General features: G+C 60.2%; 21 protein-coding genes and 4 pseudogenes. 14 read left to right on the plus strand and 11 right to left on the minus strand.

The window, feature by feature from the left end:
- Positions 1-70 precede the first annotated feature (70 nt).
- The 7 genes and pseudogenes from bioD to JN403_RS06520 all read left to right on the plus strand — a co-directional run bounded on the left by bioD (position 71) and on the right by JN403_RS06520 (position 8,282).
- Complete coding sequence (gene bioD / locus JN403_RS06490) at positions 71-751, plus strand: dethiobiotin synthase (protein ID WP_122624555.1); 681 nt, start codon at positions 71-73, stop codon at positions 749-751.
- Positions 752-875: 124 nt separating this feature from the next.
- Positions 876-1,172, plus strand: a complete 297-nt coding sequence (locus tag JN403_RS06495) for a pyrroloquinoline quinone biosynthesis protein PqqE (protein WP_122536514.1) — start codon at positions 876-878, stop codon at positions 1,170-1,172.
- A gap of 345 nt (positions 1,173-1,517) precedes the next feature.
- Positions 1,518-3,323, plus strand: a complete 1,806-nt coding sequence (locus JN403_RS06500; RefSeq protein ID WP_205486320.1) for a phenylacyl-CoA dehydrogenase — start codon at positions 1,518-1,520, stop codon at positions 3,321-3,323.
- 174 nt (positions 3,324-3,497) lie between these two features.
- Positions 3,498-4,793, plus strand: a complete 1,296-nt coding sequence (locus JN403_RS06505) for a GGDEF domain-containing protein (protein ID WP_122536516.1) — start codon at positions 3,498-3,500, stop codon at positions 4,791-4,793.
- Positions 4,794-5,014: 221 nt separating this feature from the next.
- On the plus strand, positions 5,015-6,793 hold the full coding sequence (locus tag JN403_RS06510) for an acyl-CoA dehydrogenase C-terminal domain-containing protein (protein ID WP_205486323.1): 1,779 nt from the start codon (positions 5,015-5,017) through the stop codon (positions 6,791-6,793).
- A gap of 376 nt (positions 6,794-7,169) precedes the next feature.
- Positions 7,170-7,331, plus strand: a complete 162-nt coding sequence (locus JN403_RS06515) for a YqaE/Pmp3 family membrane protein (protein WP_037019089.1) — start codon at positions 7,170-7,172, stop codon at positions 7,329-7,331.
- A gap of 85 nt (positions 7,332-7,416) precedes the next feature.
- A pseudogene (locus tag JN403_RS06520) lies at positions 7,417-8,282 on the plus strand (DMT family transporter).
- Between the two features lie 207 nt (positions 8,283-8,489).
- Here JN403_RS06520 and JN403_RS06525 read toward each other — a convergent pair.
- The 10 genes and pseudogenes from JN403_RS06525 to JN403_RS06570 all read right to left on the minus strand — a co-directional run bounded on the left by JN403_RS06525 (position 8,490) and on the right by JN403_RS06570 (position 19,416).
- On the minus strand, positions 8,490-10,316 hold the full coding sequence (locus JN403_RS06525) for a S9 family peptidase (RefSeq protein WP_205486324.1): 1,827 nt from the start codon (positions 10,314-10,316) through the stop codon (positions 8,490-8,492).
- Positions 10,282-11,468: pseudogene (pqqE, locus tag JN403_RS06530) on the minus strand (pyrroloquinoline quinone biosynthesis protein PqqE). The gene JN403_RS06525 and the pseudogene pqqE overlap by 35 nt, the downstream one beginning before the upstream one ends.
- Positions 11,440-11,715 (minus strand): pyrroloquinoline quinone biosynthesis peptide chaperone PqqD, encoded by a 276-nt coding sequence (gene pqqD, locus JN403_RS06535; protein ID WP_122536521.1) that lies wholly within the window; start codon positions 11,713-11,715, stop codon positions 11,440-11,442. The pseudogene pqqE and the gene pqqD overlap by 29 nt, the downstream one beginning before the upstream one ends.
- Positions 11,712-12,467, minus strand: a complete 756-nt coding sequence (gene pqqC, locus JN403_RS06540) for a pyrroloquinoline-quinone synthase PqqC (protein ID WP_065991310.1) — start codon at positions 12,465-12,467, stop codon at positions 11,712-11,714. Before pqqC ends, pqqD begins: the two co-directional genes overlap by 4 nt.
- A 140-nt stretch (positions 12,468-12,607) precedes the next feature.
- A complete protein-coding gene (pqqB, locus tag JN403_RS06545) occupies positions 12,608-13,519 on the minus strand; it encodes a pyrroloquinoline quinone biosynthesis protein PqqB (RefSeq protein WP_205486326.1) in 912 nt (303 codons plus the stop codon).
- A gap of 93 nt (positions 13,520-13,612) precedes the next feature.
- The gene (gene pqqA, locus JN403_RS06550; protein ID WP_008365141.1) at positions 13,613-13,684 is read right to left on the minus strand and encodes a pyrroloquinoline quinone precursor peptide PqqA; all 72 of its coding nucleotides are present in this window, start codon (positions 13,682-13,684) and stop codon (positions 13,613-13,615) included.
- Positions 13,685-13,871: 187 nt separating this feature from the next.
- Positions 13,872-16,235: a pyrroloquinoline quinone biosynthesis protein PqqF gene (gene pqqF, locus JN403_RS06555; protein ID WP_205486328.1), complete on the minus strand. Its 2,364-nt coding sequence runs from the start codon at positions 16,233-16,235 to the stop codon at positions 13,872-13,874.
- 94 nt (positions 16,236-16,329) lie between these two features.
- Positions 16,330-17,130: a carbon-nitrogen hydrolase family protein gene (locus JN403_RS06560; RefSeq protein WP_205486330.1), complete on the minus strand. Its 801-nt coding sequence runs from the start codon at positions 17,128-17,130 to the stop codon at positions 16,330-16,332.
- 11 nt (positions 17,131-17,141) lie between these two features.
- Positions 17,142-18,835 (minus strand): annotated as a pseudogene (locus JN403_RS06565) (FAD-dependent oxidoreductase).
- Between the two features lie 143 nt (positions 18,836-18,978).
- Positions 18,979-19,416, minus strand: a complete 438-nt coding sequence (locus JN403_RS06570; protein WP_205487243.1) for an Lrp/AsnC family transcriptional regulator — start codon at positions 19,414-19,416, stop codon at positions 18,979-18,981.
- A gap of 277 nt (positions 19,417-19,693) precedes the next feature.
- Between JN403_RS06570 and ppk2 the strand changes: the two genes are divergently transcribed.
- Entirely contained in the window at positions 19,694-20,599 is a 906-nt protein-coding gene (gene ppk2, locus JN403_RS06575) for a polyphosphate kinase 2 (RefSeq protein ID WP_240356939.1), read from the plus strand.
- 36 nt (positions 20,600-20,635) lie between these two features.
- On the opposite strand, the gene JN403_RS06580 is transcribed toward ppk2, so the two are convergent.
- Positions 20,636-21,682, minus strand: coding sequence for an FUSC family protein (locus tag JN403_RS06580; protein ID WP_205486332.1), 1,047 nt, complete (start codon positions 21,680-21,682; stop codon positions 20,636-20,638).
- 167 nt (positions 21,683-21,849) lie between these two features.
- Between JN403_RS06580 and JN403_RS06585 the strand changes: the two genes are divergently transcribed.
- The 6 genes and pseudogenes from JN403_RS06585 to JN403_RS06610 all read left to right on the plus strand — a co-directional run bounded on the left by JN403_RS06585 (position 21,850) and on the right by JN403_RS06610 (position 25,734).
- A complete protein-coding gene (locus JN403_RS06585; protein ID WP_205486334.1) occupies positions 21,850-22,470 on the plus strand; it encodes a YjfI family protein in 621 nt (206 codons plus the stop codon).
- A 32-nt stretch (positions 22,471-22,502) separates the two neighbouring features.
- Complete coding sequence (locus tag JN403_RS06590) at positions 22,503-23,192, plus strand: PspA/IM30 family protein (protein WP_205486336.1); 690 nt, start codon at positions 22,503-22,505, stop codon at positions 23,190-23,192.
- A gap of 71 nt (positions 23,193-23,263) precedes the next feature.
- The gene (locus JN403_RS06595) at positions 23,264-23,827 is read left to right on the plus strand and encodes a rhomboid family intramembrane serine protease (RefSeq protein ID WP_205486345.1); all 564 of its coding nucleotides are present in this window, start codon (positions 23,264-23,266) and stop codon (positions 23,825-23,827) included.
- 49 nt (positions 23,828-23,876) lie between these two features.
- A pseudogene (locus JN403_RS06600) lies at positions 23,877-24,544 on the plus strand (DUF2491 family protein).
- A 12-nt stretch (positions 24,545-24,556) separates the two neighbouring features.
- Positions 24,557-24,982 carry a DUF350 domain-containing protein gene (locus JN403_RS06605; protein WP_122536533.1) on the plus strand — a complete coding sequence of 142 codons (426 nt, stop codon included), beginning with the start codon at positions 24,557-24,559 and terminating at the stop codon, positions 24,980-24,982.
- 26 nt (positions 24,983-25,008) lie between these two features.
- On the plus strand, positions 25,009-25,734 hold the full coding sequence (locus JN403_RS06610) for a DUF1190 domain-containing protein (protein ID WP_205486348.1): 726 nt from the start codon (positions 25,009-25,011) through the stop codon (positions 25,732-25,734).
- Positions 25,735-25,739 lie beyond the last annotated feature (5 nt).

The raw sequence follows: 25,739 nt of genomic DNA on the forward strand, positions 1-25,739 counted from the left end.
CAGCGTCCGTCAAACGGGCGCTATAGTAAGCAGGCAATAGTTTGAAATATCTGAACGGATGGTCGCCACGATGAGCGCTGCGTATTTCATCACGGGAACCGACACCGACGTTGGCAAGACCACCATCGCCACAGGGCTTCTGTACGCGGCGCGGCAGTCGGGGTTGAGCACGGCGGCGGGCAAGCCCGTGGCTTCAGGGTGCGACGTCAAACCCAAAGGTCTGCGCAACTCGGACGCCGTCGCCCTGCGTGCCGAATGTTCGATCCAACTGACCTACAACGAAGTCAATCCGGTAGCCTTCGAGCCAGCCATCGCGCCCCATCTGGCCGCACGGGAGGCGGGTGTCGCCCTGACCGTGCAATCCTTGCTCGGCCCGATGCAGCATATCCTCGACAAGCAGGCCGACTTCACGCTGATCGAAGGGGCTGGCGGCTGGCGCGTTCCACTGGCCGATCAGGCCAATCTGTCTGACTTGGCCATCGCGCTGAAGCTGCCGGTGATTCTCGTGGTAGGCGTGCGGCTGGGCTGCATCAGTCATGCATTGCTGTCCGCTGAAGCGATCGCCAACGACGGTCTGCAACTGGCGGGCTGGGTGGCGAATATCATCGATCCCAAAACGTCACGGCTTGAGGAAAACCTCGCCACGCTCGCGGAGCGTTTGCCAGCGCCGTGCCTCGGTCGCGTGCCGTTCATGAAGAAGGCGACTTCGGAAATGATCGCCGAGCACCTGCATCTGGAGCTGTTGGACTAGCGAGTAATGAGTCGCTGAGTGTGAGGCGCGTCACAAGGCTCAATGCCACTAGTCGCTTCGCAGCGTAATCCAGTCGCTTTGCTGCTTTAATCGCTATGTTCGCTCCGAACAGAGGATCGTGCTCATGCAAATCTCACTGAACAACACACTGTACCCAGGCCTCAGCGCAATGCAGGTCGGGCAGGGCCGTGTCGATCAGGCTGCAACCCAGTTGGCCAGTCCCGCCACCGAAGTGTCCGGGCGCAGTCAGTCTTCGGATTTCCAGCTGGAGCGTCTGCGCTCTGTGGACCGTCCGCAACGCTCCGACATGGCCACCAATGTTGTCGAGCTGACCCAAGGCCGTATTCAAGTCCAGGCTGGCGTGAGAGTCGAAAAAGCCAGCGACGAAATGCTTGGCACGCTGATCGATACCTTCGCCTGATTTGCCTTCTATCGTGCGCTGCGGCGCACGTCGCTGCATGCCACTCTCCTGAATAACGCCTCATTCACGTGCCCATCCTGCGCGCGCTTCAGCCTTTTCTACCCCGACGTTTTCTAGACTCAACGCCCCGGCCTTAACCGCGTGGCGTCGTCTACGCACGCCTGCGAGTTGCCCGCATCAGGTGATGAAAGGCGCTGGGCGTCGCTTGACAAGGTATAGGCGTAAACGTATGTTTCAAACACCTGTTTGATCGTCGCGTGAACCCAAGCGTCGGCGCCGGGGCAATGCCCCACAGTGACCACACGGTCATCCAATTCCAGGATTCACCAGCAGAGGTTTATCGCTATGCCTGACTACAAGGCCCCCTTGCGTGATATTCGCTTCGTCCGTGACGAGCTGCTCGGCTACGAAGCGCACTATCAGAGTCTGCCAGCATGCCAGGACGCCACGCCTGACATGGTTGACGCCATTCTCGAGGAAGGCGCCAAGTTTTGTGAGCAGGTCCTGGCCCCGCTGAACCGTGTGGGTGACATCGAAGGCTGCACCTGGAGCGAGTCCGGCGTAAAAACGCCGACCGGTTTCAAGGAAGCCTACAAGCAGTTCGTTGAAGGTGGCTGGCCGAGCCTGGCTCACGATGTCGCTCACGGCGGTCAGGGTCTGCCTGAGTCGCTGGGTCTGGCGGTCAGTGAAATGGTCGGTGAAGCCAACTGGTCGTGGGGCATGTACCCAGGCCTGTCCCATGGCGCGATGAACACCATCTCCGAGCACGGCACCCCTGAGCAGCAGGACGCCTACCTGACCAAGCTGGTCTCGGGCGAGTGGACCGGCACCATGTGCCTGACCGAACCTCACTGCGGTACCGACCTGGGCATGCTGCGCACCAAGGCCGAGCCTCAGGCTGACGGTTCGTACAAAGTGTCCGGCACCAAGATATTCATTTCCGCTGGCGAACACGACATGGCCGACAACATCGTCCACATCGTGCTGGCCCGCCTGCCCGACGCACCTGCTGGCACCAAGGGCATTTCCCTGTTCATCGTGCCGAAATTCGTGCCGGCCGCTGACGGCAGCGTCGGCGAGCGCAACGCTGTGACCTGTGGTTCGCTGGAACACAAGATGGGCATTCACGGCAACGCCACCTGCGTGATGAACTTCGACGGCGCCACCGGTTACCTGATCGGCCCGCCGAACAAAGGCCTGAACTGCATGTTCACCTTCATGAACACCGCGCGTCTGGGCACGGCGCTGCAAGGTCTGGCTCACGCCGAGATCGGTTTCCAGGGCGGCCTGAAATACGCCCGTGAGCGTCTGCAGATGCGCTCGCTGACTGGCCCGAAGGCGCCGGAGAAAGCCGCTGACCCGATCATCGTTCACCCCGACGTACGTCGCATGCTGCTGACCATGAAGGCCTTCGCCGAGGGGACTCGCGCGATGGTGTACTTCACCGCCAAGCAGGTCGACATCGCCAAGTACAGCGACGACGCCGAAGCCAAGAAGCAAGCTGACGGCCTGTTGGCGTTCATGACCCCGATCGCCAAAGCGTTCATGACCGAAGTCGGTTTCGAAGCCGCCAACCACGGCGTCCAGGTCTACGGCGGCCACGGCTTTATTGCCGAGTGGGGCATGGAGCAGAACGTTCGCGACGCGCGTATTGCCATGCTGTACGAAGGCACCACCGGTATTCAGGCGCTCGACCTGCTGGGTCGTAAAGTGCTGATGACTCAGGGCGAGGCGCTTAAGGGCTTCACCAAGATCGTCCACAAGTTCTGTCAGTCGCAGGAAGGCAATGAAGCGATCAGCGAATTCGTGACACCGCTCGCTGCGTTGAACAAAGAATGGGGCGAACTGACCATGAAGGTCGGCATGGCCGCCATGAAAGACCGTGAAGAAGTTGGTGCCGCTTCGGTGGATTACCTGATGTATTCCGGTTACGCCTGCCTGGCGTACTTCTGGGCTGACATGGCTCGTGTGGCAGCCGAGAAACTGGCGGCCGGCACCAGCGAAGAAGCCTTCTACACCGCCAAGCTGCAGACGGCGCGCTTCTACTTCCAGCGCATCCTGCCGCGCACCCGTACCCACGTGGCAACTATGCTGTCGGGCGCCAGCAACCTGATGGACATGAACGAAGAACACTTCGGCCTGGCTTACTAAGTCACCGGAAGCGTTTCCTCAAGCCGCTTGTCCTCAGGGACAAGCGGCTTTTTTGTGCCTGCCGATCTTTGCCCATAGCCATGCACATTCTTCCTCATCCTATGCATGACGCGGCCGATACAGGCACAATGCCATTTAATCAGCGCTCGCATCTTCGGTGAGGAGATAGTCCTTTTGCTGCGCCCCTCTGCCGCACGGCTCAGTCATTTTTTACCCTCTCTGGCCTTGCTGATTGCCGGACTGGCGGCCGCGTACGTGAAAGACCTCAACGTCTTCTTCACCTCACTCTTCAACGTGCTGCCCACTCTGGTGCTGTTGCTGGGTGGTGCGTATTGCGGCGTTTACAAGCGGCAGCGTGAACTGTTCCTGATGATCACGGTGTACATCGCCTATTTCCTGCTCGACACGCAGACCGATTACTACCGCGATAACGGAAAAGTCCGAGAGGACGCTGCCGTGGTGTTTCATCTGTGCTGCCTATTGCTTCCGGTCATGTTTGGCCTGTTTGCCGCGTGGGAAGAGCGGACCCATCTGTTTCAAGACCTTGTCGCTCGACTGGCGGTACTGGTCGCCGTCGGCAGCGTCGCGCTGGGACTCGAACAGAGCTTCCCCGCCGGGCTGCTGGCCTGGCTCGCCGACATCCGCTGGCCGGCACTGCACGGAGACTGGATGAGCCTGATCCAGTTGTCTTACGTGACGTTTTTCATCGCGTTCGCCGTGTTGATCACGCAATACCTCTATAAGCCGCGCCCGCTGCATGCCGCACAACTGGTGGGGTTGCTCGGCATGTTCTGGGCGTTGCCGAAAACCTTCATCCTGCCGTTCACCCTGAACATCATGTGCAGCCAGGTGATGCTGATGATTGCGGCGGCGGTCGCGCACGAGGCCTACCAAATGGCGTTCCGCGACGAGCTGACCGGGCTGCCCGGCCGACGCGCGCTCAATGAGCGGATGCAGCGACTGGGCCGCAATTATGTGCTGGCGATGAGCGACGTCGATCATTTCAAGAAATTCAACGACACCCACGGCCACGACGTCGGCGACCAGGTGCTGCGTCTGGTGGCGAGCAAATTGTCGAAGATCACCAACGGTGGCGGGCGCGCCTATCGCTATGGCGGTGAAGAATTCGCCATCGTGTTTGCCGGCAAAACCCTGGAAGAGTGCATGCCGCATCTCGAAGTCATCCGGGAAACCATCGCCAGCTATCAGATTCAGCTGCGTAATCAGGACAATCGGCCGAATGACGACCTGCAAGGGCGCCAGCGTCGGTCAGGCTCCCAGGCTTCAGCGGTATCGGTGACGGTCAGCATTGGTGTGGCCGAGCGTCTTCCCGAGCATCGCAATCCGGAAGAAGTCCTCAAATCTGCCGATCAGGCACTGTATGCCGCCAAAGGCGCCGGCCGTAACTGCGTCATCAGTCATGCACAGACGAGCAAGCGCGGCGCTGTTCGCATGGCAGCCGCTGGCTAAATCAACGTTTTTTAATCACTAGACAAACCCACTCGCGGTCGCAAGCGGGCATGGGCCTGACCGTCATTCGGTCGTGACCGAAAAGCAGTTAATAGTCACGCGTTGACCCTATGTGTCGCAAATGGTGTTCAGGTACACTCGTCCCACTGACACACCGGCGCCGCAATATCCCTGCGGCGCCGCTCCTCCCCGAGTTCTTTGCCGCTGAAACGAGGTTTGCCATGGCTGACTACAAAGCGCCCTTGCGCGATATGCGCTTCGTCCTCAATGAAGTGTTCGACGTCTCCCGACTTTGGGCCACGCTGCCCGAACTGTCTGAAACCGTGGACGCCGAGACCGTCGAGGCGATTCTCGAAGAGGCGGGCAAAGTCACTGGCAGATCCGTTGCACCCCTGAGTCGCGCAGCCGATGAAGAAGGCTGTCACTGGAACGATACCGTCGTCACCACACCGGCAGGCTTCGTTCAGGCGTACAAGACGTACGCTGAAGGGGGCTGGGTCGGCGTCGGTGGCAATCCTGAGTTCGGCGGCATGGGCATGCCCAAGGCAGTCTCTGCTCAAGTCGAAGAGATGGTCAACTCCGCGAGCCTCGCGTTCGGGCTGTACCCGATGCTGACGTCCGGTGCTTGCGTCTCGATCGCCACCCACGCCAGCGAAGCTTTGAAAACCAAGTACCTGCCGAACATGTACGCCGGGGTATGGGCCGGTTCAATGTGCCTGACCGAAGCCCACGCCGGCACCGACCTCGGGATCATCCGCACGAAAGCGGAGCCGCAGACCGACGGGTCCTACAAGATCAGCGGGACTAAAATCTTCATCACCGGCGGCGAGCACGACCTCACCGAGAACATCATCCATCTGGTCTTGGCCAAGCTGCCGGACGCACCGGCAGGGCCGAAGGGCATTTCGCTGTTCCTCGTGCCGAAGATCATGGTCAACGACGACGGCAGCCTGGGTGAGCGCAACACGGTGTTCTGCGGGTCCATCGAGCACAAGATGGGCATTCAGGCGTCGGCCACCTGTGTGATGAACTTCGATCAGGCCGAGGGCTATCTGATCGGCGAGCCGAATAAAGGCCTCGCGGCGATGTTCACCATGATGAACTACGAGCGACTGGGCGTCGGCATTCAAGGCCTGGCGTCCGGCGAGCGTTCGTATCAGAACGCGATCGAGTACGCCCGTGACCGTCTGCAAAGCCGGGCCCCGACAGGCGCGCAGTCCAAAGAAACCATGGCCGATCCGATCATCGTTCACCCCGATGTGCGTCGCATGCTGTTGACGATGAAGGCGCTGAACGAAGGCGGTCGCGCGTTCTCCACGTACGTAGCCATGCAACTGGACACTGCCAAGTACAGCGAAGACGCCGACGTGCGTCAGCGCGCCGATGCGTTGGTCGCGCTGCTGACCCCGGTCGCCAAAGCCTTCCTTACCGACATGGGCCTGGACACCACTGTGCACGGTCAGCAGGTGTTCGGCGGCCACGGCTACATTCGCGAGTGGGGTCAGGAGCAACTGGTGCGTGATGTGCGCATCACTCAGATCTACGAAGGCACCAACGGTATTCAGGCACTGGACCTGATGGGACGGAAGATCGTTGCCAGCGGCGGTGCGTACTACAAGCTGTTTTCCGACGAGGTCCGTCAATTCATCGCGTCATCTGACAGTTCGCAGGCCGAGTTCACCAAGCCGTTGGCCGCAGCACTGACCACACTGGACGAATTGACCGGCTGGGTGTTGGACCGGGCCCGCAGCAACCCGAATGAAATCGGTGCCGCGTCCGTTGAGTATCTGCATGCGTTCGGATACACGGCCTACGCCTACATGTGGGCGATGATGGCAAAAGCCGCGTGGGGCAAAGAGGCTCAGGAGGATTTCTACGCCAGCAAGCTGGGCACTGCACGGTTTTATTTTGCTCGGCTGCTGCCGCGAATTCAGTCACTTTCGGCGTCGGTCACGGCAGGCAGCGAGTCGCTGTATCTGTTAGAGGCGTCACAGTTCTGACACTGCATAAACCGTGTAAGCATTTGCTTACATGACGTGATGGCAATCGGCTCTATCGCTTTAGTGGATCCAAGTTTAATCTACACACATGGACGTCGCGCAGGATGCGCAAACAGATAACAGGGACACGTAAGGGATTGCCTGCCAGGACGGCGGGAAGAAATGGAAGTCATGGGAAACAGTCTGGAAAACCTCGCTTAGGCGGGGTTTTCTTTTTCTGCGTTTTGAAAAGTGCGATGCCATCGGCCGCCTCGCTTGGGGCGCCTGCGGGCAGGTAATGGCTTGAGGACGTGCGCTGCGGAACCCCTGTAGTGGCTCAAGGTCGATTAGCTGTGCGGCCCTCTTCTATTGGGCCACTTAATCAGGAGCTCCACCCATGGACATCATTCGCATCATCATCGCCATCCTGCTGCCACCCCTGGGCGTGTTCCTGCAAGTCGGCTTCGCCGGCGCTTTCTGGCTGAACATCCTGCTGACCCTGCTGGGCTATATCCCGGGGATCATCCATGCGATCTACATCATTGTCAGTCGCAAGTAACTCAATCCGCTAAACACCGCGCTTCCTGTCTCAGGTCAGCTGACATAAAGTCCGACGTCGGACTTTATGATCAGGAAGGTCAGGGATGGACGTTGTTTTGGGATTACTCGCCGCTCTGTTCTGGGGCGGCACAGATTTTCTGGTAGGGCTCAATGCCCGTGCCGTTGGGGTCAAGCGAGCGGTTTACTTCGGTCAGGCGCTTGGCTTCCTGATCATGTGCATTCTGTTGCTGTGCTTCCCGGCCTTCATCTCCAAATCATTCTCTGCGCCTTGGCACACGTGGCTTCTAGGTGTGCTGGCCTCGGTTTTCACGGTCAGCGGCGCGCTGGCCCTATCCAAAGCGTTCGCGCTCGGCAAAGCTTCAATTGTGGCTCCTCTGGTGACGTCGTACGGCGTCTTCACCACGCTGTTGTCGTGGGCGAGCGGCGAGCAGATATCAATGACACAGCTGCTGTTGATCGCGCTGTGTGTGCTGGGAGTCGTTCTGTCGAGCATCACGGCAGGCGATGATTCCACGGCGAAAAAGCACAACCGGGAAGCGATTGTTTACGCATTGGGCGCTGCCTTGCTGTACGGATCGAGCTTCTGGATGCAGGGTCGCTTCACACTGCCTGCATTGGGGCCCGTCACGATGCTCTGGCTGGGATACTTGGTCGGCCTCACCGTTTTGTCGCCGATGATTTTGCGAATGAAAGACCCCCTTAAGCTCCCGCCTGCACGCGCCGGGGTAACCCTTGTGGCGGCAAGCCTGCTCAACCTGGGTGGGTTTTCTGCGTTCTCGTATGGCGCGATGGTGGGATCGATTTCCGTGGTCACCGTCATCAGTACCCTGTCAGGGGGATCGCCGCCGTGCTTGGCTTCCTGTTCTTCAAAGAGCGGCTCAGCGCCATTCAGGTCTGCGGGGTAGGGCTGGTATTGATCGGCGCCGTGGCGCTGCACGTTTATGGATGAGCCAATCACGGGTTCGCGCGGTTACACATGGCGATGTCGCGGGTTTGACAGTTTACGCACAACCTGTGGGAGCGAGCTTGCTCGCGAAGGGCCGGTACAACCGCTAAAATTCCAGCGGTTGAAATGCCTTCTTCGTGAGCAAGCTCACTCCCACATGATCGTGTTGGCCAGGTGCTTCAGTGGCTGACGCGCAAAACGTCTGACACATCAACCATCAATCACTTTCCGGTAAAACGCCCACTCGGTCTCCAGTGCATGGGCGAGATTGGCCGCTTTGCGGAAGCCGTGGCGTTCGTCGGGGTAGAAGTGGCCTTCGGCCGGGATGCCGTTTTCCAGTAATGCATTGAGCATGTCTCGGGTTTGGGCGGGGACGACCACGGCGTCGAGTTCACCCTGGAAGAAAATCACAGGGACCTTGATCTGATCGGCATGCAGCAGCGGCGTGCGCTCCCGATAGCGCGCCATGTCGACATCGGGGTCGCCGATCAGCCAGTCCAGATAATCCGCTTCGAACTTGTGCGTGGCTTCCGCCAGTGCCAGCGGATCGCTCACCCCATACAGGCTCGCGCCCGCGCGGAACACGTTCTTGAAGGCCAATGCGCACAGCGTTGTATAGCCACCTGCGCTGCCGCCGCGGATGAATGCGTTTTCCGGATCGATCAAACCCTGATTGCCCAGGTATTCCACCACTGCGCAGGCGTCTTCGACGTCGACAACGCCCCATTCCAGAAACAGCGCCTGACGATACGCTCGGCCGTAACCGGTGCTGCCGCGATAGTTGAGGTCAGCGACGGCGAAGCCCCGTTGGGTCCAGAACTGAATGCGCGGGTCCAGTGCGGGATAGCAGGCGGAGGTCGGGCCGCCGTGGATGAACACTACCAGCGGCGGCTTGTCGTCGCCATTCATGGCCGGATAGAAATACCCGTGCGCTTCGCTCGAGCCGCTCGGATAACGCAGGGTTCGCGGCTGGCTGATGCGCTCGACGGGCAGCGGGCTCACGCCGCCGGCCAACACCTGAACGCGCTTGTCAGCACGACCGATGGCAATGACAGCAGAAGGGCTGACGGGCGACGCCGCGATGCAATAGAGGTAGTCCGCGTCCACCGCGAGGCTTCTGAAACGGGTGTAATCTCCGCTGAAATCTTCAACTGAACCCTGCGCCGAACGCACGCCGAGCAGACCTTTGCCGTCCTCGAACCAGGCGGCGAGGTAAGCGCCATCACTCTGCGGCGCCCAGGTCGACGCGCCCAGTTGCCACGGCGCCGAAGCGTGATCGGCAGCGGCGGCAGGCAGCGCTTCAAAACCATCCAGCGTCTCAACCCACGGCTGCCAGAAGCCGGCGCGGTCGGTCAGGCAATACAGGCGGCCAGCTTCATCAAAGCGGGGTTGCTGCAGCGATTCCAGCCCCAGCCCGCCCGCGAGGCAGTGCGGCCGGCCCCACGCGAGATCGGCCTGGCGTTCGACACTCATCAGTCGCGTAGACGTCCACGGCTGATGGGGCCGCCACCACTCGATCCATACCAGGCGATTGCCATCCGGACTGACGGTGGGCGATGCGTAAAAATCGGCGCCTTCGGCCAGTACGTGGCGGCGGCCGTCGGCGACGTCGAAGGCGACCAGCCGGTGAGTGTCCTTATCCTCCTCAACCGCCAGAATCTGCCCACGCGCGTAGCGGACATCTCCGAAGAGCTTGTCGCCCTGGGTCAGGGATTGAGGTGTTTGGGAATCGAAGGGCTGGAGGTAAATCTGCTGGTCCGCTTCGTTGACGAACACCACAGCCTCGTCAGTCAGGCAGAACGACCCGCCGCCGTATTCATACACCCGGCTGCGCACGCTGAAACCCTCGGGTGTCAGGCAAACGGTCGCGCCGTCGTGCCAGCGCCAGATGCGTGTGGCGGCATCCTGCGGGCGGAATTCACTCCAGAAAAGCCCCGCAGGGCTGACGCTGAGTTCGGCGAAATCGGTGCCTGCCGCCACAGCCTGGGCGGCAGAAAGAAGGTCAGGACTTGGCGATGAGGCGTGAGTTTCGTTCATTGCGGAAGGCCAGTTGCTCAATGGTCTGGCTAGCATACTCGGCTTCATCACGGGCTTGGGTGATCAAGTGATGCTGCGGCGACTTGCTGCACACCGGGTCCGTATTGCTTGCATCGCCGGTGAGCATGAACGCCTGACAGCGGCAGCCACCGAAGTCTTTTTCCTTCTCGTCGCAGGAGCGGCAAGGCTCTGGCATCCACTCGTAACCGCGAAAGCGATTGAAACCGAACGACTCGTACCAGATGTGCTGCATGGTGTGATCGCGCACGTTGGGAAACTGGATCGGCATCTGCCGCGCGCCATGGCACGGCAGCGCAGTACCATCCGGCGTCACGGTGAGGAACAGATTGCCCCAGCCATTCATGCAGGCTTTCGGACGCTCTTCGTAATAATCCGGGGTGACGAAGATCAACTTCACCGGGTGATTTTCAGCGGCGAGCTTGACCCGGTATTCGTTAGTAATGCGTTCGGCGCGCACGAGCTGGTCTTTGGTCGGCAGCAAGCCCACACGATTCAGGTGTGCCCAGCCGTAGAACTGACAGGTCGCCAGCTCCACGAAGTCCGCTTCCAGCGCCACACACAGCTCGATGATCTTGTCGATCTTGTCGATGTTGTGCCGATGGGTCACGAAGTTGAGGACCATCGGGTAGCCATGCTTTTTCACAGCGCGGGCCATTTCCAGCTTCTGCGCGAAGGCTTTTTCGAGCCGGCGAGCATGTTGTTCACTTGCTCGTCGCTGGCCTGGAAACTGATCTGGATGTGGTCCAGCCCGGCTTCCTTGAAGTCGATGATCTTCTGCTCGGTCAGGCCGATGCCGGAAGTGATCAGGTTGGTGTAGAAGCCCAGCCGCCGCGCTTCGGCAATCAGCTCCGCCAAGTCCTGGCGCACCAGCGGCTCGCCGCCCGAGAAGCCGATCTGCGCCGCGCCCATCTGCCGGGCTTCGGCCATGACTTTGAACCACTGCTCCGTAGTCAGCTCCTGCCCCTGCTTGGCAAAATCCAGCGGGTTTGAGCAATACGGGCATTGCAGCGGGCAGCGATAGGTCAGCTCGGCGAGCAGCCACAGCGGCAGCCCGACCGGGGGCGTGGGCGGAATGTAGACGTCGGACCGCGTGTTCACTAAGTCAGGCAAATTCGATCCAGAGCTCTGCACGGGCGACCTCCATGAATTGCTCGACGTCAGTGCCGAGCTCGGGAACGCCGGGAAATTTTTCGTCGAGCAGCGCAATGATCGCGCCGACGCTGCGCTGACCATCGATCAAACCGCCAATCGCGCTCGCGCTGTCGTTGAGCTTGATCATGCCTTCAGGGTAAAGCAGCACGTGACCGTTTTGCGCGGGCTCGAACTGGAAACGATAACCGCGGCGCCAGTTGGGCACCTGTTCGCGATTGAAGCTCATAGGGCGATTCCTTTGTGCCAGACGCGTTGGTCGGTCACGCTGTGATAGGGCGGTCGGTTCAGCTCGTAGGCCATGCTCATGGCATCGAGCATGCTCCACAAAATGTCGAGTTTGAACTGCAGAATTTCCAGCATGCGCTCTTGGCCTTCCCGCGTGGTGTAGTGCTGCAGCGTGATGGCCAGACCATGCTCGACGTCGCGGCGGGCCTGGCCCAGGCGGGTGCGGAAGTATTCGTAGCCGGTCGGGTCGATCCATGGATAGTGCTGCGGCCAGCTGTCCAGACGCGACTGATGGATCTGCGGCGCAAACAGCTCGGTCAGCGAACTGCTCGCCGCTTCCTGCCAATTGGCGCGACGGGCGAAGTTGACGTAGGCATCGACCGCAAATCGTACGCCGGGCAGGACCAGTTCCTGCGAGCGCAGCTGGTCAGGATCCAGACCCACGGCCTGACCCAGACGCAGCCAGGCTTCGATACCGCCGTCTTCGCCGGGTGCGCCGTCATGGTCGAGCAAGCGCTGAATCCACTCGCGGCGGATTTCCCGGTCCGGGCAGTTGGCCAGGATCGCGGCGTCTTTCAGCGGGATATTCACCTGATAGTAGAACCGATTGGCGACCCAGCCCTGAATCTGCTCGCGGGTCGCGCGCCCTTCGTACATCGCCACATGAAAGGGGTGATAGATGTGGTAATACGCGCCCTTTGCACGCAGGGCCTGTTCGAATTCAGCGGGAGACAGCGGCGTTGCATCGTTCATGTCGGCAGTTCTCGTCAAGAATTTCCGCAGATCTCGTGGGAGTGGGCTAGCTCACAAAGACGATCTACCTGTGCCGCATCGGCTGGCTGACCTGACACCTTCATGAGCAAACCTGGCCCCACAGTCGGTAATTAGCGTTCTTAAAGCTCGATGCTCATCCCGTCGAATGCCACTTCGACGTTCCGCCGCGCCAGTTCAGCGCGCTCGGACGAGTCTTCGTCGAGGATAGGGTTGGTGTTGTTGATATGGATAAGCACCTTGCGCTGTTGCGGCAACTTTTCCAGCACTTCGAGCATGCCGCCGGGGCCGTTTTGCGCCAGATGACCCATCTCCGTCCCGGTGCGGGTGCCGACGCCACGACGCTGCATTTCATCGTCGTCCCACATTGTGCCGTCGACCAACAGGCAGTCGGCGCCGCTCATCTTCTCCATGAGGGCATCATCGACTTTGCCCAGGCCCGGCGCGTAGAACAGTTTGCCGCCGGTGCTCAGGTCCTCGACCATCAAGCCGATGTTATCGCCCGGGTGTGGGTCGAATCGGTGAGGCGAGTACGGCGGTGCCGCGCTGCGCAGTGGAAATGGGGTAAAGCGCAGGTTCGGACAGGCTGGAATGACAAAGCTGCCTTCCAGCTCAATACGATTCCAGGCCAGGCCGCCATTCCAGTGTTTGAGCATGTTGAACAGCGGGAAACCGGTGCTCAGGTCCTCGTGGACCATGTCTGTGCACCAGACTTGATGCGGGCAGCCTTCACGCAGGCTCAGCAGCCCGGTGGTGTGGTCGATCTGGCTGTCCATCAGAATGATCGCGCTGATCCCGGTGTCGCGAAGACCGCGATTGGGCTGCATCGGGGCAAAACCCTGGAGCTGGGCGCGGATGTCGGGAGAGGCATTGCACAAGATCCAGTTCACACCGTCGTCCGACAGCGCGATGGACGACTGGGTGCGCGCGTGCGCCCGCAAGCTGCCGTCGCGAAAATCTGCGCAATTGGCGCAGTTGCAGTTCCACTGAGGGAAACCACCGCCGGCGGCGGAACCGAGAATCTGGATGTGCATGTGAACCCCGTAGCGACGGCCGATCGGCCCTTGAAATCAGAATCGCGTTAATAAAAAAGCCCCGGCGAACCGAGGCTTCTCACCGCGCAACAATCAACGGCTTGCGAAGTACATGGTGACTTCAAAGCCGATACGCAGATCAGTGTAAGCAGGTTTAGTCCACATAATTGACTCCTTCTGGGTTAGTGCAGCGGTGGGTGACTACATTCGTTAGTGCTCCGGCGAGCGGAGACGTTCAAATGCTTAGGGGCTATGTTACTAAAATTATAGGCAGCCCAATGATGAAATATCCGATAAAGATCCTTGCACAACGGGCAATGATCGGCTGTTTGCGGGCCATGACCTGCGCGGGCTAGAGCGCACTGGCACGGTTTGACAGGCACAGGCGGGCGCTGTCCGGATGTGCCAGCCGATGGGCGGCTTCGAGCAAAGCGTCCTGCCGAAGATGTGCAAGGGAATGTTGCAGGAGGGCGCTGTAATCATTGCCGTGGCCTGTCAGGTGCGCTTGCCAGAGGAGTTCGGCTGCTTGCAGGTGCTCCATGTCAGCCGTTTCGAGTTGGTCCCGCAGCATTTTTACCTCTGCGGGTAGATCTGCGGCGTTGATCAATGCCGGCAGACCCTCGATGAAGGTCTCGATGTGCGCGACGAGCTGTTCCGCGCTCGCGCTAGGGGATTGCACGCCAAACAGGAGACCTCCATGCCCGGCGATCTGTCGGAAACCACTGAAAACGGCGTAACCCAACTGAAGCTCGACGCGTAGGCGCTGGTAGAACGGAGCCTGCATCAGTTGCCCGAAGAGTCGCCATGTGGCTTCGTCATGGAGAGAGTGGGAGGGCGTTGGGTAGAAGATGAGCAGCGCATTTTCAGAAGATTCTGACGGCTCGATTTCCCACCGTGTGCCTGTGGCCCGAGGTGCCGTGAGAGGTAAATGCTCCGGGAGACCGAGGATGCGCCGAGCGGCGTGACTCAAGGCATCTCGCGCTGAGGGTGTGAAGCCCATGGCAAACCCTGTCCAGCTCGCCCCAGCCCACGCGCGCCGCAGGTCGACGGTTTGTGGGGTGACTGGGTTGTTCAAATAATGATCAGGCAGCGTCTTTAACAGCTGACGGATCGGGATAACGGCTGGTTCATCAGCCGGCGCACCGTAGCGCGCCAGGGTTTGCGCATCCGGCTGGACGAGCAGACTCAGCGCCTGTTCCACTACGGCGGGCAACGGTTCCGCCAGGCCTGAGACTTTCAGCTGCCAGAACCTGCCGTAGGCACTGAGTGCCAGCGTGATTCCCGCTTGACTCGCCTGGGCCGCCAGTGGTCGCAGGCTTTCTTCCAGCATTCGCGCAAGCTTGGGCTGCGCAGTAACGAGCGTCCATCGTAGGTACAGCGCAGCCTCGCCGTCTGCTGGCAGCGCATTGCTGAACGTCAGCTTGGTCAAGGGCAAGGTCGGCGTAGTGGATGCCGTTGCGGGTTTCAGAAATGGATTGGGCTCAGGCAGCCGCCACTCAACGCTGGATGAGCCACACGCCAAGGGCTCGACTTGCGTGCGTAACAGCGCTGCGGGTGTGAGCTGGCTGAGCAGCGCATCAACCGCCTCTGTCGACAGACCCGCCGCATCAGGTTCAGCGCTGTAATACCGCCCCAGCGACAGCGCACCGCTGACGGCCAGACGCCGCTGTTCCAGCCGTGCGTATTCTTCGATCAACTGACGGTAATGGGATTTGAAGAAGGCGAGCCAGCTGAAAACCAATGCTGGTACGTGCGATGACGCGTCGGGAGGCGTTGCAGCCAACACGAACGCGACGTCGACTAATGCCTGACCGGCAAATTCATACATGACCTCGGCCTTCAGAGACTCAATCAACCCTCGTTCGCGCAGCACCGCCACCAGCCCACCTGCTTGCCCGTCATTCATCCAGGTACAAAGAAAGGCAGCAGCCTGCTCCTGTCCGACCGGTAACCCTTCGCACGCAAACGTCAGATGCATCCGACGCTGATCAACCTCACCGATCGGCTTCGGTTCAGCAGTGAGCAGCGCAGGCGGTGGCTGTTGCTCAACCCGGCTGCCCTGCGCGAAATACTCGCCAAACTGGGTGGCCAACTTCTCCAGTTCATCAAGCGATTGAGGCCCCGCGAGGCTCAGCGTCATCTGCCCGGCCTGATAAAACCGTCGATAGAACGCCTGCAGCGCATCCTGAAACCCCTGACGCGGAACCGGAAGACTGAAGCGATTCCCTGCATGAAACCAACGCAACGGATGCAAGGCCGACAAAGGCTGCAGGCGTTTCAGCAGATCACGAGAGGCATGGTCCCGCGACCAGGCGATGAATTCCGCGTGCAGCACCTCCCGTTCTCGCAGCTGATCGGGAATCGTCATGCGCGGATGGGTGAGCATTTCGCACAGCCGCTCAAGACCGTCGGCGAACACGGCGCGCGGCAGTTCGAAGAAAAAGTCGGTGGTGCGCTCGCGGGTGCTTGCGTTCACTTGCCCGCTGTGGCGCTGCACGAACGCCATCAGCTTTTCGTCAGCCGCAAAGCGCTCGGTGCCGAGAAAGAACAGATGCTCAAGGAAATGCGCCAGCCCTGGCCAGCGGGGCGAAACATCATGACTGCCTGCCGCGACCCGCAACGCCGCAGCGCAACGCTTCAAACGTGGGGCCGAAACCAGCACCACGTTCAAGCCGTTGGGCAGGGTCAGGGATCGTTGGCTGATGGGGTTGGGCATGGCGCTTGTGATGTTGGATGGCTGAGCCGCCATGCTAGCGGATAACGGGCTTGCAGGTGTGGGACGTGCGCAGTGGCGACGTCGGATGATGACCTTACGGCTTACCCAGTCCCGAATAAAACCCTGGCCGGCGATCCTTGAAATAGGTATTGATCGTTTGGGATTCGCTCATCGCGTCACGGTCCAGCTCTGCTATCACCAAGGTCTCATCCTGACCGGCAAGGCCGATTTGTCGACCGTCCGGCGCGCAGACACTGCTCAAGCCGCAGTAATGGATATCGCCCTCGCTGCCGCAGTAATTGGCATAAACCAGGTAGCACTGGTTCTCGAAGGCGCGGGCCCGCACGGTGACTTCCGCGACGAAGTCGTAGGGCGCCATGTTTGCGGTCGGTACCAGAATCAGGTCTGCGCCGGCCAAGGCCAGACGCCGCGTGTTCTCGGGAAACTCGACGTCGTAGCAGATCAGAAATCCGAGCTTCCAGTCCCCAAAGGCCACCACCGGAAAATGCTCATCGCCTGCGCTGAACATAGCGTTGTCCAGCTCGCCGTACAGATGGGTCTTACGGTAATTGCAGAGCCGAACACCTTGCGCGTCGATCAACTGCACCGCGTTGTAAACCTGACCGTCGCCACTCAGCTCCGGGTAGCCGTACATAATCGCGATACCCGTGGCTTGAGCGATCTCGGCAATCCTCAACGCAGCCGGGCCGTCGCATGCCTGCGCCAGATCCCGCGCCGCTTGGGGGCCGATGTTGTAGCCGCTGAGAAACATCTCCGGAAGGACCAGCAGCTTCGCCCCCTGCGCCGATGCCTCGATCGCCTGAGCTTCCAGGCGCCGAAGATTGGCGCTGACATCAAGGGGCAACGGCGGGCATTGGTAGAGGGCGACGCGCATTGGAGGCTTCCTTATTCCGGCAAAACGATCGGGCCGATTTCGTGGAACACGTCACCCGGGCCCGGGTTTTCGGCGTGAGTCTTGCCGCCGAAGTGGGTCATGATGCCCCACACCGCGTTCAGCGAGGTCTGCACGGCGCCTTCGACCCAGGCGGGTGTCCAGGACACGTCGTCACCGGCGATGAAAATGCCCCGTTGCTCGTCAGGCATTTCCTTCTGCATGAAGTGCGCGTACATCCGCTGGTTGTAGCGGTAATGACCCGGCAGCGCGCCTTTGAAAGCACCGAGGAAGTGCGGGTCGGATTCCCACGACACGGTGATCGGGTCTCCGATGATGCGCGCGGCGATATCGACCTTCGGGTAGATCTTTTTCAGCGACCCGAGCGCCAGGCTGACGCGTTTTTCCACGGGATGCGGCAGCATTTTCAGCGCGTCGCTCATCCACGAGTACGACAGGCAAATCACCCCCGGCTTCTCGACGCCGTTGGAATAGGTGCCGTTATCGAACAGATAAGTGCCACGGGTCAGGCGATCGGTCAGGGTCATGCTCATCAGGTCGCGGCCGGTCTCCGGGTCTTTATCCTTCCAGAACGGCCGGTCGACCATGACGAAGGTTTTCGACGACTGCATATAGCGCGTGCGGTCCAGTGCCATCCACATCTTCTGCGAGAACAGCGACTCTTCGCACTCGATCTGCGTGGTCAGCAACCAGCTCTGGCACGTCGCCAGAACCGCATCGTAATGGCGAACATCGCCCAGATTGTCGGTGACCGCGAACTGGCCGTTGGCGGCGCGGCTGATGCCTTTGACGCCCGTGCGCGGGGCGCCACGGTGCAGCGTTGACAGGCTGGTGCCCTCGGGCCAATGCACGCAACGCTCGGGGGCGTGGCGCCAGATGCCGATAGGCACTTGCCCGACGCCGCCGACGATCAGGTGCTGGTGATCGTCGCAGTTGGTCATGACCACGCGGAAGATCTCCAGCATCGAGTTCGGGAAGTCCGAGTCCCAGCCACCGGTGCCGAAGCCGACCTGACCAAACACTTCGCGGTGATAGAACGACAGTTTGGCGAAGGCTTCCGACGTGGCGACGAAGTCATAGAACGTGCGGTCGTCCCACAGCGGCACCAGCTTGTTCCACAACGCTTTGAGCCGAGGCACATCGCGGTCGCGGATGGCTTGCTGAATGTCGGCAAACTGCGAGCCGGCTTCCAGCGCGTCGGCCCAGGCGTCGGCGACTTCCTGAAACAGCGCAGGCAAGTCCGACAGTTTCTGTGCGTAGTGGGTGCTGCCTTCCAGGTCAATCACTGTGCTGCCGGAGGCAGCCGTCAGCGGGTTGGGGAAGGGCTTGGATTCCAGGCCGAGCTTGTCGACGTAGTGATAAAAGGCGGTGGAGGAGACCGGGAAGCGCATGCCGCCCAGTTCGGCGATGATGCCTTCAGCGCCTTCGAACTGTTGCGAGCGCAAACGGCCGCCCATTTTCGAGGCTTCGTAAACGACGGGTTTAAGGCCCAGCTTCATGAGCTCATAAGCCGCCACCAGCCCCGCTATACCTGCGCCGACGATCGCCACTTCTTTACCGAGGTTTTCCGTCGGAATGCTGCCGAGGCCCGCCGGGTGTTCGATCCAGTCATCGAAGGCGAACGGGAAGTCCGGGCCGAAAATCGTGATCGGTTTTTTCCGTTGGCGGGGTGGCGATTGTTCTTCATGACTGACCTTGTTCGACTGCGGCGCGAAAGTGGACAAGTCTAAATAACAGTTGGGACGTTATTAAGACGCAGAGTGTTGTCGATGTGTCGAGAATGCCGGCAAAGTGACGAAGCACTTCGTCATATTGTCAGAAGCGGTCAGTTCAGGACGGCTGCCCGCGGTCGATTTTGCTGCTCAGGATGATCGACGTGGTGGTCTTCTCGACGCCATCGACACTGCCGATCAAATCAAGCATCTGATCCAGCTGCTCCGGCGAATCCGTGCGCAGCCACGCCACGTAATCGAATTCGCCGCTCACGGCACACAACTGTTGCACCTGCGCCAGCGCGCTCAGCCGCCGCAGCACTTCCTTGCCCGAGCGAGGTTGCACGGTGATCCCGACATAGGCCTGCAGCCCGCCATCCACCAGCCGCTGACCGAGACGCACGCCATAGCCGGTGATGACCTTGGCTTTTTCCAGTCGCGCCAGTCGCGAGGTCACGGTGGTGCGCGCAATGCCCAATTGCCGAGCCAGATTGGCGACCGGTTCCCGAGCATTGATTTGCAGCGCGGCGATCAGTTTGCGGTCGATGTCGTCGATTGCTGGGGGCGGGTGTCAGGCAAGGGTGTATCTCCTTCGGCAAGCGGGGCATGTTAGGAGATTCCGTGGGGATTTGGGTGATATTCGAATGGCAAGGCGACGCGAAAGCTCAGGCATTCTGCGTCGCTCATCCAGCAGGGATGGGCGCCAGAAAACTTGCGTCGGTCATGTAGGACTTTTCTCCCCTGTAAGGCTTTTGTCATTCTTCTGTCACCCCCGGCGTGCCTAAATTCTCTCCCCATCCCTTTGAATCCACGCCGGGAGCCTCGTCATGACTCTGGATTTCTCTGAAACCGCCCGCTACATCCAGGCCGATATCCTCGACAGCTTCGACGAAGAACTGGAAATGGAGTACGACGACGCGCGCCTGGATGGCTTGCTGGCCGATCTGGGCGAGGAGGTGCCCAAAGGGATTGATCGCCGCCTGTACTTCCGTGAGCTGCTGCGCCTGCAAGGCGAACTGGTGAAACTGCAGGACTGGGTGGTGAGCCAGAAGCTCAAGGTGGTCGTGCTGTTCGAAGGCCGGGATGCGGCAGGCAAGGGTGGTGCGATCAAGCGCATCACTCAGCGGCTCAATCCGCGGGTGTGCCGTGTGGCTGCACTGACCGCGCCGAGTGAACGCGAGCGCACGCAGTGGTACTTCCAGCGCTATGTCGCGCATCTTCCAGCCGCCGGCGAAATGGTGCTGTTCGACCGCAGCTGGTACAACCGGGCCGGGGTCGAGCGGGTCATGGGCTTCTGCAATGACGAGGAGTACGAAGAGTTTTTCCGCACCGTCCCCGAGTTCGAAAAAATGCTGGTGCGCTCGGGCATCATCCTGATCAAGTACTGGTTCTCCATCACCGATGACGAGCAATACCGGCGCTTTCTGATGCGCATCCATGACCCGCTGAAACAGTGGAAGCTTTCGCCCATGGACCTCGAATCCCGCCGTCGCTGGGAGGACTACACCAACGCGAAAGAAGAAATGCTTACCCGCTCCCACACCGATGTCGCGCCATGGTGGATCGTCGAGGCCGACGACAAGAAGCGGGCGCGCCTGAACTGCATTCATCACCTGCTGGAGCAGATCCCGCGCGGCGATACCGAGACACCACAGGTGGTGTTGCCGGAGCGCGAGTACAACGCCAATTATCTGCGTGCCCCGGTGCCGCGTGAGATGGTCGTTCCGTCGGTTTATTGATCCTCCGCCGGTGTTTGGTCAGAGCGCTGGCGTGGTTCAGATCTTCCACGCCGGCGCTGTTTTCGCCAGACGCTGCTGCAGGCTTTCGAGATTCTGCGTGAACTGGCGGGTCATCAACTGATAACCCAGCACCTCGGTCGACGCGGTCGGAACGTCAGGCCCGACGGTCAAGCTCTCGGTTGGCCGCTGCAAACGTTCAGTTGCACCGGTCTGCAGCGCGCGCGCCATACCGATCAGCATGCGACGGATTCGCCGTTGCTCCGCCGTCACCCCTGTACTGCCAGTGTCTGCCGGACGCAGGTTCGAAAGAATCTCGAGGATGCTCAGGCACATGCGGTAGTGGCGCTGAATGGCGTCCAGCTCAACGATCGATATCTTTACTTCCTTGGACACCGACGGCATCAGCGAGCGCAGCTGCAACAGCGTCGCGCCCATTCGCGCGGTCAACTTCACGTGCTCGTCTGCGGTGATCGACTGCCCGCTGGCGATGCGGTCGTAAGCCAGCGCACAGTCCCGCAGGCCACTGGCCAGGTTGTAGCGCCACGAATACACGGCATACAACGGCAGCGCGAAGGAAAACGCCAGGGCGAGGGCGATGCCGATCAGGATGTCCACCGTCCGCCACAACCCGTCCGTGATCGGGTTATCACCGTGGCCCGCCACGATAAACAGGGTGATGGCCGACAGCAGCGCCGTGTAACCGCCCTTGCCAATGGCGTGATACGCAAAGAAACCGCAGATCAGCGACATGACCACGTACGTCAGCAATGGCATGCCCAAGTAGCTTTCCTGCGCCACGACTGCCAGGCCCAGTGCCGCGCCTATCAAAGTCCCGTAAGCGCGCTCCACCGACTTCTTGCCGATATTGCCGTGGTGCTGCAACCCGCCAATCACGATCAGCATCGTTACCGACGCCCATTCCCCGTGGGGGAGATGAAAACCGGTCGTCAGCAGTATCGACACCAGCAGTCCGACCACGATTCGGCCGGCGTGGATGTAACGGGCATGGCGATAGCGGCGGTAGGGGTCCAGAAGCGGACGCAGCACGCGGCGAAGCCAGGAGGGAAGGGAGGCTGTGTTCATGGGGTTACAGACCATGGGGAAGATGAATATATCCGAAGGCTCTCGAACGCGGCGCGTCACCACCCGCTTCACTTCATTCAGAAATCATCACATGTGAGATGTTGCGTATATCAATGCTTGCGCGTAGGGTGCGTTGCTATCACATGTGATGTTCAGGAAAGACTGCAATGGCTCGGAAAACTTCAACCGACTACATGCGCGAAATGCGCGCTCGGCTGACGGCTGCCGGGTACGTGAAACGAGAGCTGTACGTACTTCCGGAAAACGCGGAGGTATTGAGAGATATCGAAAAGGTACTACGCCAGCCCTACTTGGGTAACCGGATCAAACTGGAGGGATTCATGACTGAGAATACCAATTGGACGATCAACACACTTCACTCGGCGTTCGCCGAGCTGGACGTGGTGAAAGACAAAGATATCGAGCTGACCCTCATTCAAGGCGCCGAGCCGAGTCTGAGCTTGGTGATGAACCAGTTCGGCGGCTTGCCCATCATCATTGCCATTGCGGGCGACCAGATCCTGGTTGATTCCGTGCTGGTGTACGCCTCCGAGGTCAAAGACCCGGACGCTTTCAACGACGCCGTGTTGCGCAGCCGGGAGCTGTTCCCGCTGTCGTCGATCGGCATTGAGACCCTGCCAAACGGCGAAACCTTCTACAACATGTTTGGCGCACTGAGCGCCGCCTCTTCGCTGACGGTCATCGTCCACGAGGTGCTCACGCTGGCAGACAACGTGATTCATGCGGCCGACGCCTACGAAGATTTTCTTAAAGTTGATTCACAGTAATCGGGAGACACATCAATGAGCCTTTGGAAAAAATGGTCACAGCGTTGCGTGGTGGGGCTTCCGAGGTGGGTGAAGCCATCGTCGATGCTCAGGCACTGCGAATCCTCGATCAGGAAATCCGTGACGCCGATGCCTCCATGCTCGCGGCGCGCAACCAGCTGATCCAGATCAAGGCCAAGCACAAGCTCTCGCTGCAGCGCGTCGAAGAGCACGACAAGAACATCGCCAACTGGGAGCAGAAAGCGCTCGCCGCGATGAATAAAGGCGAAGAAGCCCTCGCCCTCGAGTGCGCCGAGAAAGTGGCCGAGCTGACGGCTCTGCGCGATCAAGAAAAACTCGCGGCCGATCAGTTCGGCGTCCATGTGGCGAAATTGACCGCACAGGTCATCAAGGCCGAAAGCCAGATCAAAGGCCTGCGTCAGCAGACCGATATGGCCAAGGCCCGTGACAGCGTGCAAAAGGCGCAGATCAACGCGGCTGCTGCAACGGGCGGCGCCAATGGCCGACTCGAAACCGCAGTGGGTTCGCTGGCTCGTATCAAGCAGCGTCAGGATGAACAGGACGCCAGGCTTGAAGCGGCCGATGAGCTGACCGAGGCTGCCAACGGAGGCGATCTGGAGCGTCGTCTTCAGGATGCCGGGATTGGCTCGAAAACCGGCGGCGCAGCTGACGTTCTCGCCCGCTTGAAAGCACAAAGCCAGAGCGGTAACTCGGGCCAGTAACACCGTAAGAGAAGGCAGCCGGGTTTCCGTCTGCCTTTTTTCGGCTTCTTTTTCGGCTCACCGGTGTGCAGATGAATATCGGAAACGGACTACGGACGATACTCTGCCTTGCCGCTGTGATGATCGTTGTGCAGATGGTTAACTCCCTGACCGCCAACAGCCTGCTGTCTCACGGCCTGGTGCCCAGGACCTTATCCGGCCTGCAGGGCATCGTGTTCTCCCCGTTTTTGCATGGATCGGTCCGTCACCTGCTGAGCAATCTTCTGCCTTTTGTGGTGCTGAGCTGGCTAGTCGCAACCGAGGGGCTTCAGCGATACGTGCGCGTGGTGCTGCTCATCGTTGTGCTCGGCGGGCTGATGGTCTGGGTGGTCGGTCGTCCGGTCATCCATGTGGGCGCCAGCGGTCTGATCTTCGGCTTGTGGGCGTATCTGCTGGCCCGGGCGTGGTACCAGCGCAGTCTGGCGAGCTTCGCGATTGCACTGGTGACCCTGCTGGGCTACAGCGGATTGATTTTTGGCTTCATTCCGGTGCCGGGTGTATCGATTGAGTCACACCTGTGTGGCGCGCTTGCCGGTATTGTGACGGCCTGGCTAATGCACTCACGGCGGCTTGTCGAGCGAGGTCCGGCGCAGTGAGTGGCACAACTTTTTACATCGCCTCGGCGCGAATTCAAGGAGATGACACATGAGCTGGATCAAACGCGCGCTAGGGCTGGAGTCGCCCATTCCACCGGCCGGCTCCAACCCCTCGCCAATGCGGCCCTGGCTAATCCGCTCGGGCTGGCTACCGGTCGTATGCTCGACCTCGATGACTCGCTCAAGCTGATGCTCGACGGCCATTCGGAGCTGGTGGTTCCTGACGAAGAAGTGGTCTGGTCAGTGGGGCAGGTCGATCTGGGGCAATCGGTTCGTCTGGTGCGCTTCTACTTCGAGGACGAAGATTACTGGCTGCAAGTCATGATGAACGGGCCTGCCGTTGAAGACGTCCAGGACATCATCCTGTTCGGCTACAGCAGCGTCGTCACGATCAACAGCGAGGCGGAGCTCAAGCGTCTCGTGGGGCCTGAGTCCAGCGTCGGTCTGCCGGTGTTCGAACATGACGGCTGGGAGTACGGGCGTCAGTGGGGCACGGAAGAAGGCCAGACCGAGCTCACGCCCATGGACGAGCAGGTCGTCAGCCCTGACGGCGCGTACCGGATCAAACACCTGAGCATGTTGTACGCGCGGGACACGGGCTTGGTGGACCGACGCGAGTTTCTATTGCTGTCCGTTGAAGAGGACGAGGAGGGCGTTGTTTCCTTCACCACGTCGGTCGGCGTGACCCTGCAGTCCACTGATTTCACCGTCATTTAAAAGGAAGTAAAAATGCTTGAAGCGCTTCGTATGTCCGTCAGCTTCCAGTCGTTGCTGAGTTTTGTGGTCTACATCATTGTGGCCGGCGGGTTGTTCGCATTGTTTCAGATGGCCTACACGCGTCTGACGCCGCACAAGGAGTTCGCCCAGATTCGTGAGGGCAATGTAGCTGCGGCTGTCGCCCTGGGCGGTGCGCTCATCGGTTTCGCCCTACCTGCCAGCAACGTCATCACCTACAGCATCAGCGTACTGGATGTGGTGATCTGGGCAGTCATTGCGGCAGTCGTACAGTTGCTGGCGTTTACCGCGACCAGCATGGTCCTCAAGGATCTTTCCGCACGCATTACCCGAGGCGAGCTTGCTGCGGCGATCTATGCCGCCAGCGTCTCGATCAGTGTCGGTTTTCTCAACTCGGCTTGCATGACGCCGTCGACCTGATCGCCTGTTATCGAAAGGAGTTATCGATGAGACGTAGTTCCCTCAAGCTGGTCCTGGCCAGCACCCTGCCGCTGGCGATCAGCGCGTGCAGCAAGTCCGACACTGTGGAAGTTTCCGCGCAGCAGACCTACCCGTCGGTACAAGCCTGTGTGGATCAGAAAGTCCCGGTCGATATCTGCTCGGACGCCTACATGAGCGCACTGGCGGAGCACCGCCGTGTAGCCCCGACCTACGACGACAAGACAGCCTGCGAAGCAGATTTCGTCCCTGATTACTGCCAGCAGAATGCCGATGGCAAATTCACGCCCAAACTCGGCGGCTTCCAGCTGGAAGTTTCCGGTGAGCTTCCCAAGTCACAGGTCGACGCAGCGAAGGCGCAGGCCGAGCAGTCGGGCGGCGGCGGTGGTGGCTTCGGTTCCGGGGTAAACGGATTCCTGATGGGCATGCTCGTCAGCAACATGGTCAACGGATTCACTGGCGGCGGTGGTCGTTACTACTCCCAGCCTATTTATCAGGCGCGAGACTCCCGTGGTGGTTACCAGACGTCCACATTGTCGCGCCAGATCGAGCAGGGCAAAACCTTTGGTAACTCTACCCAGGCGCGAAGCAGCTCAACCGGCACTTACAGCAAAAGCAACCTTGGTCGTAATTCCTCGGTCTCGTCTTCGGTTTCCCGTGGCGGCTTTGGTAGCCAGGCCACCGCTCGCAGCGGTTGGGGTGGCAAAAGCAGCGGCTCAAGCTTCGGCGGATAACAGGG

The sequence above is a fragment of the Pseudomonas sp. 15A4 genome (genome assembly GCF_016925575.1).
GTDB lineage: Bacteria > Pseudomonadota > Gammaproteobacteria > Pseudomonadales > Pseudomonadaceae > Aquipseudomonas.